Raw genomic sequence first — 11,505 nt, forward strand, 5'->3', positions numbered from 1 at the left:
TCCATGAAATTTGCTTTGAGTTTGGGACCTTAAGCTTCTCATGGAATCCCCCTGTCATGCTATCCCTGTCTTATTATTGAGACTCTATACCTACCAGTACTTTCAAGACTTCTCTGCACCACTAAGGTGACATCCTCCCCTTACTAGCTTACTAACTCTTCTATTATGTTCTATAGTTATTTTAAATAAGGAGGAGACACTAAGAAGCACAATATTCACGAATTACTTCATCCAGAGAAGTGTCTATAGAAGTATACATTCTGGCTCTCTTTAAAGCACTAAAATCATGCTCTATATCATTGAAATCTGGAGAGTATTTCGGCAAAAATAATACTTGATGACCGGCTGACTCTACTAATTCTCTAATTGCATTTTTTCTATGAATTGGTGCATTATCCATAATTAATACTGAAGGAATTGTTAATGCTAAGTACAGGACAAAAAGTTGAAAAGATAGACAGGAAAAGGGTTTCATGGAAAAAACAACAACTTTCAACGAAACCCTCATGAACCAGGTTAACTTGCTGGTGCAAACATTGAAACCTGATCTGAAATGGCATGGAGCGCGACTAAGCTTCCTGGCACTGTTTCTGATTGCTCTATTTCGAGTCAAAACCGTAAACTTCACACAACTAGCCACCGGGCTTGCTGACGGACACAAGTGGTTGAAAAGTAAGTAGGGAAGGGGTTGGACAAAACAGAAAAATCTGGGTAAATGGGGTAGTCAAGAAAAATCCCAATTATGACCCAGAAAAAAATCTACTCACAAGTGTATAGCTACCTAAGAGCAGGTAGCAAATTTGTTGATATCAGACATATAGTGACGTTGGCATGGATGGTGGCGGCGTTACTAGGGAGCCAAAAGGTGAATCAGGGGGAATGGGGTAGCTATGTCCAAAGTCGAGCTATCCAAGAAGACAGCAATCAAAAACGATGGCGTCGGTTTTTAGGGAATGATCGGGTCAAGATCAAAGAAATCTATGTACCGCTAGTTCTCAAGGCAATATCACAATGGAAGCAGGGAAGATTATACTTAGCCTTGGATAGTACCCAATTGTGGAATAAATACTGCTTTGTCTACCTATCGGTGATTGGGGGAGGGAGAGCATTACCACTCCTGTGGTTAGGGTTAGAACACAAAAGTGCCAGTGTCGCCTGGGAGAAATATGCCCCCTTACTCGAACAAGGGTATCAATATCTGGCAAATTTCCCAGACGTGATGTTGTTGGCGGATAGGGGATTTGCCAATCACGATTTATTGAAATGGTTACAATTAACCCATTGGCACTGGGCGATCCGTCTACCGTCCGATACTCTGATTCACGGTGTCCACCGTCGAGGCTTTGGATATAGCATTCGTGAGTTATATCCCCCCAAACGAGAAGCGGTTTTCTACAAAAATGTTGGTTTATGGGAAGATGCTCAACTTAAGGCTCATCTCGCTCTGGCGGCAGTACCTGCCGCGAAGGATAATTGGGCAATTATCACAGATGAACCTCCCACCTTGAAGACCTTTTGGCAATATGGCTTGCGTTTTCGTATTGAACATCTGTTTTTAGATAGCAAGTCTGGGGTTTTTCAGTGGGAAATGTCTCGAGTTCGTTGTGCTGAGCGACTTGAACGCCTCTATTTGGTCATTGCTATTGCGGTTCTTTTCGCAACTTTAGTTGGCATGGCTGTCCAAAAAGACGGTTTACGTCGTCAGGTTGATGCCCATTTTCGTCGTGGACTTAGCTATCTAAAAATCGGTGTCCGGTGGCTTAATTCCTTTGTTCACAAAGCTTATTCCTTTTTACGCCTTGACCACTTGGTCTATCTTGACTCTACTCCTTGTTTCCCTTCCCAAAAAGCTCGTGACCGCTATTATCAGAAGATTACCTTCTGCCTGATTCAGGAATTTGATGCCTGCGCCTAAATGTACTGCTAAATGTACAAAAAAAAGTGTCCGTCAGTCAGGGTTCCACCCCTTTCCAAATGGGTGTTTAAACGATCCAATTCCTCCAGTTGTTCACCGGATATAAAGGAGCGAGTCCCATCTTTGTTGGGCTTGATATTGGCATGCTTAAATCGCTCATAAAGAGCACTGCGACCTATATTGTATCGGGTCTGTAAATCCTTGATAGGAAACTTGTCTATTTCTTGAGTCATAACCATTTGCTGGATGTTCGTTGAATGTCCACCGGATGTCCACCGGATGTCCACTGAACAGTTTATATCACACTAGCTTCGGTGCAAAGGCTTCATCAAGTGGCTTAGTACGGCTCCACCCAGGGGAAGGTTGGTTGTTTTGTCCATGAGTTTTCGCAAGGATTAAGGAAGCGATCACATTTATTACGGATACCATTATGCTTTGTACGTTTAACCAATACCGAGAAAAACAGTTAAAGCCGGGGCAAATACCCGATCTAGATGTGTTAAGAGACCACCTGGTTGCAGTACTAACCGAATGGATTAACAACTGGGCCGCCTTCAGTAATTGTACGCTAACAATCGAAAAAATTAGTGACCCCATTTTTTGCACGACGGAGTACGAATCTTATTACCCACCTGGGGAAGAGGATTTGCCTGGGTGGAAAGGATTCACAGAGATTTATTGGGTCTTTAACCCTCCCAGAACTCCCATCAAGTACAGAACGAGGATAGATGCAACCCTTTTGTTGTACCCGGAGACGTCAATTTTGGAAGTGAATCGGATTTACTCCAACGATTACTTTGTGGAGTCGGGGGAGAAGGTGATCTATTTTCCGGATTAGATGAGATTAGGTGCGATTAAGAGCGATCGCATTAAACCCTCAAAAATAACCCCTCCGTGTGTTGCGATGGAGGGGACGGGAGCAGAAGCAGCCCCAGGAGCAGGTATGTGTGTCATGGGGCTGACTTCCCCAGGATATCGCAAAAAAAAAAACGGCGTTGCTTAATAATGGAATGATTTTAAGAGTTTTGTGGAATGGGCATCTTGCCTGTTCCTGATCTTGTCGGGCGGGCAGGATGCCCACCCTACTCCTATTCAAATTAGGTAGCGATCGCACCCTAAGACCATGCGTTCGCGTAGCGTCGGCTTTGCCGAATCGCTACCATGGGCTAATGCTAGAGAAGCTGTTATAAAGTGCCAACGGAAGAGTTGCTTATGCATCAAAACTTAACATAGTTCCGTTTTTAGCTTGTGTCGGAACTTTTTCATCAAATTGGGACTGAATTTAGGAGTTTTGGACTCAAAAATTAGATCAAACAAGGGAAAGTTCTGACTCCAAAAGCTCATACAGAACTTTGGAGTCAAGCATGGCACTTTATGGTAGCTTCCCTAGCATTACGCCAACTATCAGGTACACAGGATTGTTTTCCCTGTTCCCTGTTCCCTGTTCCCTGTTCCCTGCTCCCTAAAAACCCAGAATGAAAGTACCATTAAGCAATTGCAAACCGCTGTTAGGATATGCTTACCTCGGATATAACGCCAGACCAAGAGCTACCAATATGTACAGACTGTACTAGGATCTGGTTTCACCGACTTCATCTTTTTGCCCTGATCGTAGTCAAAGGTTCCCTCACAAAAGCCACTTTCACTCTCGAAGGCACAATTCAAAACAGTTTCATAATTTTGGATAGAATGATTGTCTACAATATCAAATTTACCCGTTAAGTTGTCTCGATAAAATGAAACTAGATAGGCATAGGGCAAATGCTGGTATCCTTCACTTTCAAGTGGGACACAAGGAACTTTATCATAAACATTCTGGATACGAATAGTTCGTGTCTCCGGATTTTGTTGCGGTGCCTGTTGTTGATAAAATTCCACAAATGCTTGGTTGCCTACACGAGGGGAAGCATAGTTGTAGCTTGCAGACTTGATATCTGGTCTAGACAACGTCATATCAAGTGTGAACAAAGTGCTCAGTGTAGATCCTAAACTATCGCCAGTAATATACAGAGTATCGATCGGTTTTTCAGATGCTTGATATTGATCAACTAGGGCAAACACCTGATTCTGCATCGAGGGTGTGTTCCCATCACTATCGGAATAGATATGGTAGAAACCTGATTCAACCCTAAGGTCAGATGGCACCACAACATCTTCCTTGTAAGGTACAAATTTTGTATGGTCGGTACCAAAATCATCTATTAGATCCTCTGTCGAATCAGTACCTCTAAAGGCAAATATATAAGTGTAAGGAGACTGCTGAGATCGAAACACTACACCATAACACTCAACAGTTTTGCATTCATTAAAAATCGCATCAACACCAGTCCAGTGGCCTACAAAATCATAACCATCCGGTGGAGACACCTTAACACACTCAGTAGGGTTTTGCTTATTAAAAGCATCATAAGCTAGAATGCTTACTTTCGCTAAAAGAATGGCTCTGGTGTGATCAAGGTCAGCAGTTGTGAGGTAAGTAATTGTGTTATCCATCACATTAGAAGTTGTAGTCTTTGCTGACATTGCTAATACTCCTTATTTCAATTGATTCTTCCTAATCTAATCAAAGCTTTTTTGGGCTTTTACATCTTAAAGACAATCTCAAAACACGGGGTTTCGGTGTACCGGTGTCAGAGTTTCAGGGCTTCGCTTGTCAACTTTTGTCAGTCAACCAGGAGAGGGGGGTGCCGACGGCACCCCCCTCACTTCTTAGAATTTGGAAGTTTCTAAGTCCTGATCAAAAATAAACATGAGGGGCGAATAAATTCACCTGCAGCTAACTCACATGCATGAAGACAGGGGCTACCCCGCCGCAGCTACACTAGAGCCATTGACATCTTTTCCATCATGAGCTGCAACTTCTTTTGTTACGTCTTTAAACCCATTTCCGTCCCAGATATAGGCATTACAACGTTCAATATAGAAAGGACCTTCTTTTTTGTTGTTTACAGACATTTCAACTTGAATTGTTGGACCATATCCTGAAGGTCCTTTATCGAGTAGAGAAGTATAGTCTGGGTTTATAGTTCCCTCTCGTGCAGCAACCCAACGTAATTGATCAGTGTCATTATATGTCTTGAATTCAACTGGCTCCTTTGTTGCATTGTAAACGACTGCATTGTCATCTTTAACTGCTATCTCATATGCTGGGCCAAGTTTATCTAGTGCTTTATTAATTACTTGTCCTATTATCTCAGATTTACTTGCATCAGCCAGTTTTATATTGTTACTAGCAACTGCAGAGCCAATCTGAATATTAAAAACACACACTACAGCAAGCATCACAGCTAGAAATGATGTCCAGATTCTATTCATAGTAATCTATCCTTGATCAACAATTTTCTTGATTTAGGACTTACACACTCTACAAATTTATTATCTTGTGCATTAACGAAAATGCGTTGTTTCAAGTTTTTGTCAATCATCCTTTGATCAATAGCGACCATTAATAAATTGTCAAACAACTAAACTTGAACGTCCGAAAACCCATAAAGATAATTGTTTTTGAGCTATGTAAGTCCTATGGTTTTAACTTCCCAAGCATAGTCTTCTCTTTGAATTGGATTTCAAAGGCATATGCTAAGTAATGCCAGCAATTAAAATTTTTGGCAATATCACTTTTTGGTATTCGCAAAAACCATTAAATTTCCATCCATATAAAATTTAAATCAACTTATTTCTATTGCCTTCAGTATTATTACTGATTTTCCCAAATATCGACTTCAAGTATTTCTGTTCAAGGGTTGACAAAGCCACCCCAGTTACTTGAAAAATGGAATGAGAGACAATTGGTTAGAACACTGTCTAGCTCCTAAAGACAGAGCTTGAGTGAGGAACTCAATAACATTACGCCCTTGAGCACGACAAGACTGAATCAACTGAACCTGCGCTGGATTACCTTGGGTAAGCGTGATTTACCAAAGTACAACAAAAAAAACGATCGCACCCCATACAGATGCGATCGCCCTTAGACTACCCGTTTTTTCTCTAAAACAGAATCGCTCCGTCTTAGACTACCGGTTTTTCTCTAAAACAGAACCGTTCCGTCTTAGATCACCGGTTTTTCTCTAAAACAGAACGGTTCCGTCTTAGACCACCTACAACACTAATCAGCACAGGTCAATACTCTTCCCCAAGACCTTCTCAACGATATAGACATAATCCTTGCCCTCCCTCTGGGCAGCTCGAACCAGAGGAAGCTTCGACAGCTTAACTCCAAAGTTCTTACTTTGCCAGCCCTTCTTGGGGTTTACCAGAACCTTGATATTGATTCCCCAATACCAATCGGAGTCAAGCGTGCGATCGCACCCTAAAGACATGTGATCGTAGTGCATGAATCTGAGTAAATAAAGGTAAATCGTTGATATCAGGAGCACTTTGACTCCGAATTCAACGATTTACCCTAAAAAAGTCAAGCTAAATCAACTCTTGAAAGATGGGAACAATAGCAGTAAGTTAATCAGATTCTCTCCAATGAATAGCGACAGCTGCCACAAGAAAATTGTCTTTGACTGAAGTGTCTTTGTCTCTGAAAAACTGAATTGAATTATTACCTTTCTTTAAGAAACCGCTAGGTATTTCCTCCATCCATGTTTCCCAGGTGTTAGGCTGTCCATGTACTTCACTTGAACCGGGTAGATTATTGCCGTTAATTTTTACAGAATGCTTTGACTTATGAACATCGTAGACTTGCATGAGCAGGTATCCTCCTGTGGGATTGCCTTCAATCTCGAATTCTTTTTTGCTTGATTCATTCCCTTTAAATAGGAATCCGGGTTTGGATAACTGACCTGCTATGTCTCCAAGCTCTTCTTGGAAGAATCGGAGTGTGAAATCTCCACGCATTGTCATTAGTTTGTACCTCTTTTAGATTGGTTTATATCTATTATTATGTTGTTCAAAAAATAGACTAACAATGGATAAAAAATCAGGAAAATCAACTGGCAATAATCATGGAAAGTAATGATTTATAGGAAAAAGTCAGGTTGATGACCAAATTTCACCTAGAGTGGGTATTACCCCCTGCGGCTTAACCTGATTTACCGACATACAGCAAAACAAAAAAAACGATCACACCTCATACAGATGCGATCGCCCTTAGACTACCCGTTTTTTCTCTAAAACAGAATCACTCCGTCTTAGACCACTCAATTTTTCTCTAAAACAGAACCACTCCGTCTTAGACCACTCATTTTTTCTCTAAAACACAACCGCTCCGTGTTAGACCATCGGCAAGACTCATTTTTTCTCTAAAACACAACCGTTCCGTGTTAGACCACCCGTAAGCTGAAATCCTTACAAATCAATACTCTTCCCTAACACTTTCTCGACTATATAGACATAGCTCTTGCCCTCCCTTTGGGCAGCCCTGACCAGAGGAAGCTTCGACAGCTTAACCCCAAAGTTCTTACTTTGCCAGCCCTTCTTGGGGTTTACCAGAACCTTGATGTTAATCCCCCAATACCAATCGGAGTCAAGCATGCGATCGCCCTCCACCAGTGGGTATGTGCGCATAACACCATCTTTCCCCCGGCGGTTACTAGTGAACTTGTACAAGGTCCCGTGCTGCTTAGATGCATCTGGGAGGCGGCAGCATAAGCGGTCTTCTATAGTCAGTCCAAGCAGCTTCACCTGCTTAAAAGGGATCCTGCTGTACTGATCAGCTCCATGCCACCATTTAATGTCTACACAAAGAGTACTTCCCGGAACAGCTCGAATTACTGTCCCTATACGGCCATCCTTGGAAGCAACCAATTGACCAATAGCCTCCTCGTGACAATAGTCAACAATAGAGAGTTGTTTATGCTCCTCGATGGACAGCTGATTTTTTAGAGAAAAAGCCGTAGCGCTATACTCATCCCCAGGATTTTTTAGAGAAAAAGCCGTAGCGCTATACCCAGTCCCCTCTTTGGTACCAGACCCACTTTGCGGCAGAGAGGGCGAGGGCTGCTTGGGGGACTGATACTGTTTGGCCGATAAGCCTCCTAGCTTCGTTCCTTCCTTTTTGTCCTTTTTCGGCGTGGAGACAAACATCTCCGGTTCCAGATAATCCGGCGGGAAGCCGTGTAGCAATAGCATCGCCTGAACGCTCAATTGTGAGCCATTCGGCAAAATCCCCGAACTCTTCCACCAACGCTCGCACTTGGTATTGCCAGCGCCCCTGCCTGATATTCCACGCCCTGTCAGGAGCGTAGGACAGAGAAAAGATTCGGACTCTGCGATAGCTGCCGCCGATCTGGTGGCAGCCAAGGATGATTGGATCCAAGACTTCGTATCCAATCCCTGATACTTTCTCAACCCATGTCTCATATCCCCGGTAGATGAATCCTTCGGGTTGCTCAAGAAGGACCATCGAGGGTTGTCCTTCTTCGATACATCTGATGAATTCTGTGTACAGGGAAGACTCGGGATGGTCAAGCCCAGTTTTGTCGCCAGCGGAGGATGTCCCAGTGCAGGGGAACCCCCCAACCATGAAATCATACTCACCCGACTTGGGGTGGAAACTCCTGATATCCCCGAAAAGCTTATGAGAGAAGTTCCGCTCAAGGACTTTGATAGCGGAAGGGTCGTTTTCCACGGATCCTTCCCACAAGAATCCCCCAATCTGTTCGGCAGCATAGGGGAATCCGCCAATGCCTTCAAACAAGCCGATAGTTCTGATTTCACTGAATCCATACATTGGTCTTGATGGTATTGCGTACGCGAGCCTCCTCGCTTTAATTCTTCCCCAGTGCTAATGTCTGCCTCACATGGATTCAGATCAGAATCAGGACTTGTCTGATATTGAGATAAATCGAAAAGTTCACATTGCTGATATCGCTTTCGCTTGTATTGTCGTGACCTTCCTTTCTTGAATCTCTGATCCAAATCCATCTGATATGGATTTACTTGAGAATCAGGACTTGTCTGATATTGAGATAGATCGAAAAGTTCACATTGCTGATATCGTTTTGGCTTCTGCGTTCGCCTTTGGCGCGGCTTCGCCGATTGCGACCCGCAAGCCACCAATCCCTCTGTGTCGCCGTCCAAATCCCTCTGATGTGGATTTACCCCAGAGCCAGAACTTATCTCATATTGAGATAAATCAAAAAGTTGATATTGCATTGTCAATTCCTCCCTACTCCTGCTCTGGATTCGTAGGGAAGCCTGATGGCGGCAAGTACTTTTGTACTAGATTATTGAGTAGTGATTGTTGATAATGTCTGCGGTACTCAGCGAAGTTTTCTGCGGATTTCTCAATAGCGCTCTTTGCCGGGATCCAACTCACTTGATCTGAGTTACCCAATGGCTGAGATGGCTGATACTCCGAGTTATCCTGGGGTGGTTGATACTCAGGGTTATCGCACTTCATAGCAATGTACCAGGGCAATATCTGCCCGCTAGTGTACATCACTGTCCATTCTTTGGTAGACCCAGAAGTAAAACGATAAGTTTTAACCTTTGGGTTGTTATTACACCACTCAACAAAACCAGGGGGTGGGGATGGAATTGGATCCTCCTTGACCTGTCCATTAGCCTCAAAGTATTGCTCATCAACCCCGTCCTTCAGAGACTGAATGAATAGCCCGGTTGGGTTTTTTACCCATCCTTCCCTTACCGCCTCCTTTACCCTATTCAAGGCGTAGCCAATGTTTGCATAGAAATTGATCAGGTACTTCATCACAGCAGCTGGCTTGATCTGAAGCCTCCTCAGCTCTATCTCTGCTGCTGCGATCGCACTCTTCTTCTCAGTGGCGGCGGAACTTACTTCCAGCTCCTCTTTTATATCTTCATTATCATTATCACAAGATAGGGGAACAACTTCTACCCCTTGGTTTCTTTCTTCTTGGTCTTGATCATTTTTTTCTTCAACACACGGGTGGGTGGGTGGGTCTTGGCGTGTAGAGGAATCTATAAAAGGTACTCTTTTATATGATTCAGGCAAAATGTCCGAATCGATACTACCCGGTTTGGCCGAATCGATTTGACCAAAATACTCAAGGATTTTGATGTCCTTGAGCTTCTTCTTTAGTTCTGAATAGTTAACTGAGTACCAGTTCACCTGGTAGTATGTCCCGGCAGACAAACGCTTAATGTAGACCAAACCTTCTTCCCGGAGGCTTCTAATAGCCCTGCCAATGGTTTTCGTAGAAACTTTTATCCGCTCTGCCCACTTCTCATAAGTTCTGTAGAACCATCTTTTTCCCTCCACTACATGGTTAAATATCCCAGCCCAGTAGTGAATTTCCTGCAACATGAAAGCTTCCACCTTACCGACTTCGTCTGCAAGTTCTGGTAGAAAGATCAAAGGTCTTTCGTCAGAAAGAAGCTTTTTTATGTTTTTTACTGTACAATTTGACATAAGACTGTTTTTTACTACCCCATCTCATTTTTGCTTATGGAGGATGGGGTTTTTCCCTATTTTATAACTACAAGCGAATTATATTATAAAAACTAAGATACCAAATAAATTAGAAATATTTCTTAATGAGTGAAATTTTCCGCGAAGCTTTTATCGCTCTGAGGGGGTGACATGAGCCCCAAAAAGCTTACTATATAAGGCTTTGATGCCAATGGTATCATGGAAGATACAGTCGGAAATTAACCCTCAATTCATTTTCTGGAAGCTCAAACCCTTATAACTACGTCCAATGTTTGCCCAAAACAGAATGTATATTTTTGTGAATTATCGGCTGAAATTTTTACCCAGTAAGGATTTCAGCTTGCATGTCACCCCCCCAGTTTATCGCTACAATGGACGAGTTTGGTATCAAAGCCAAAAAATTAAGTGCAGATTCTGGTGTGTTGACCCAAGGTATATCTTCCTTCATCAACAACAAAGGGAACTGGAAGCATAACACTCTGGGTGCTGCCTTTCAGGCTTTTTCCCCAGAACAGAAAGCGTTTTTTATTTCGTACATAACCAAAGTGTCTGACATTGATCACAAAGGCAACATTGGTTTGTTGGAGCGAGTGAAAGCCTTAGATCCAAATAACGATATCCACAGGAAATATGCTGGAGAGGTTCTAGAAGTAATCCGCCAGAAGTTCCTCAGCTAATTCGCGCGGAGTAAGGAACGGGGAAAGATAGGTATGTGTGTTTCATTCATCCCCGTTAGTCAATGAAGAGTGGCTCTCCTCCCGGTGTTTTAGTTTAACATTGGGGGGGCGGAGTTGGGGGGTTCGTTCAGGTTTTTTTTTTTATTTTACCAGGGGGATAACCCTTTGTCTAGGAGCCTCCTAGAAGGAATTAGCCGTTAGCTCGATTGAATCAATGGCTGTGTTGCTTTGTGCGAAAGGCTTTGGCAGGTTTTCCGAGATTATTGCGATCGCATGTTAAGATTTTGTCGTCTTGTTAACAAATGTATTCAATTGTCTGTGGATGAAGCTTCCCCCACCTCTGTGTAAACAAGGTGGGGGTTAGTGGACAGTTACATAAAGTATCATAAAGTTTAGTAAAGTCTGTGAGTATTTGCTAGGGCGTGTCATCAATTAAGCCAGATAACGGTAGCAGCCAGATAAATTGCGGATAGAAAGTTTATTGCCCGTTTATCATAGCGTGTGGCAATCGCTCGATATTGCTTGAGTTGGGCAAAGAAGTTTTCAATTAG

At 42.9% G+C, this 11,505-nt stretch carries 13 protein-coding genes and 2 pseudogenes; 4 read left to right on the top strand and 11 right to left on the bottom strand.

What is annotated here, in order from left to right; genetic code table 11:
* Positions 1-199: 199 nt before the first annotated feature.
* A pseudogene (locus tag F6K63_RS35090) lies at positions 200-436 on the bottom strand (transposase); the annotation flags it as partial.
* A 70-nt stretch (positions 437-506) separates the two neighbouring features.
* On the opposite strand from F6K63_RS35090, the pseudogene F6K63_RS35095 reads away from it, so the two are divergent.
* Both F6K63_RS35095 and F6K63_RS35100 read left to right on the top strand, forming a co-directional pair.
* Positions 507-644: pseudogene (locus F6K63_RS35095) on the top strand (IS4 family transposase); the annotation flags it as partial.
* Positions 645-742: 98 nt separating this feature from the next.
* Positions 743-1,915, top strand: a complete 1,173-nt coding sequence (locus F6K63_RS35100; protein ID WP_287253005.1) for a transposase — start codon at positions 743-745, stop codon at positions 1,913-1,915.
* An 8-nt stretch (positions 1,916-1,923) separates the two neighbouring features.
* Here the strand turns inward: F6K63_RS35100 and F6K63_RS35105 are convergent, their stop codons facing one another.
* Positions 1,924-2,148, bottom strand: a complete 225-nt coding sequence (locus tag F6K63_RS35105; protein WP_287314725.1) for a hypothetical protein — start codon at positions 2,146-2,148, stop codon at positions 1,924-1,926.
* Between the two features lie 605 nt (positions 2,149-2,753).
* Here F6K63_RS35105 and F6K63_RS35110 point away from each other — a divergent pair.
* Positions 2,754-2,918 carry a hypothetical protein gene (locus F6K63_RS35110; RefSeq protein ID WP_287314727.1) on the top strand — a complete coding sequence of 55 codons (165 nt, stop codon included), beginning with the start codon at positions 2,754-2,756 and terminating at the stop codon, positions 2,916-2,918.
* Between the two features lie 89 nt (positions 2,919-3,007).
* Here F6K63_RS35110 and F6K63_RS35115 read toward each other — a convergent pair whose 3' ends face one another.
* From F6K63_RS35115 to F6K63_RS35150, 8 genes are all read right to left on the bottom strand, one after another.
* Complete coding sequence (locus tag F6K63_RS35115) at positions 3,008-3,133, bottom strand: hypothetical protein (RefSeq protein ID WP_287314728.1); 126 nt, start codon at positions 3,131-3,133, stop codon at positions 3,008-3,010.
* A 330-nt stretch (positions 3,134-3,463) separates the two neighbouring features.
* A complete protein-coding gene (locus F6K63_RS35120) occupies positions 3,464-4,438 on the bottom strand; it encodes a lipase family protein (RefSeq protein ID WP_287314730.1) in 975 nt (324 codons plus the stop codon).
* A gap of 279 nt (positions 4,439-4,717) precedes the next feature.
* Positions 4,718-5,230 carry a hypothetical protein gene (locus F6K63_RS35125; RefSeq protein ID WP_287314732.1) on the bottom strand — a complete coding sequence of 171 codons (513 nt, stop codon included), beginning with the start codon at positions 5,228-5,230 and terminating at the stop codon, positions 4,718-4,720.
* Positions 5,231-6,024: 794 nt separating this feature from the next.
* Positions 6,025-6,249: a hypothetical protein gene (locus F6K63_RS35130; RefSeq protein ID WP_287314734.1), complete on the bottom strand. Its 225-nt coding sequence runs from the start codon at positions 6,247-6,249 to the stop codon at positions 6,025-6,027.
* Positions 6,250-6,370: 121 nt separating this feature from the next.
* On the bottom strand, positions 6,371-6,766 hold the full coding sequence (locus tag F6K63_RS35135) for a DUF7383 domain-containing protein (RefSeq protein ID WP_287314736.1): 396 nt from the start codon (positions 6,764-6,766) through the stop codon (positions 6,371-6,373).
* A 444-nt stretch (positions 6,767-7,210) separates the two neighbouring features.
* A complete protein-coding gene (locus F6K63_RS37530) occupies positions 7,211-7,669 on the bottom strand; it encodes a hypothetical protein (RefSeq protein ID WP_353813166.1) in 459 nt (152 codons plus the stop codon).
* A 136-nt stretch (positions 7,670-7,805) separates the two neighbouring features.
* Positions 7,806-8,594, bottom strand: coding sequence for a DNA cytosine methyltransferase (locus F6K63_RS37535; RefSeq protein ID WP_353813167.1), 789 nt, complete (start codon positions 8,592-8,594; stop codon positions 7,806-7,808).
* A gap of 438 nt (positions 8,595-9,032) precedes the next feature.
* Positions 9,033-10,202, bottom strand: a complete 1,170-nt coding sequence (locus F6K63_RS35150; protein ID WP_287314741.1) for a hypothetical protein — start codon at positions 10,200-10,202, stop codon at positions 9,033-9,035.
* 419 nt (positions 10,203-10,621) lie between these two features.
* On the opposite strand from F6K63_RS35150, the gene F6K63_RS35155 reads away from it, so the two are divergent.
* Positions 10,622-10,954, top strand: a complete 333-nt coding sequence (locus F6K63_RS35155; RefSeq protein WP_287314743.1) for a hypothetical protein — start codon at positions 10,622-10,624, stop codon at positions 10,952-10,954.
* 428 nt (positions 10,955-11,382) lie between these two features.
* On the opposite strand, the gene F6K63_RS35160 is transcribed toward F6K63_RS35155, so the two are convergent.
* Positions 11,383-11,505, bottom strand: a 123-nt coding sequence (locus F6K63_RS35160) for a transposase (protein WP_287314744.1), incomplete at its 5' end; no start/stop codon positions are given.

The organism is Moorena sp. SIO1G6 (assembly GCF_010672795.1).
GTDB lineage: Bacteria > Cyanobacteriota > Cyanobacteriia > Cyanobacteriales > Coleofasciculaceae > Moorena > Moorena producens.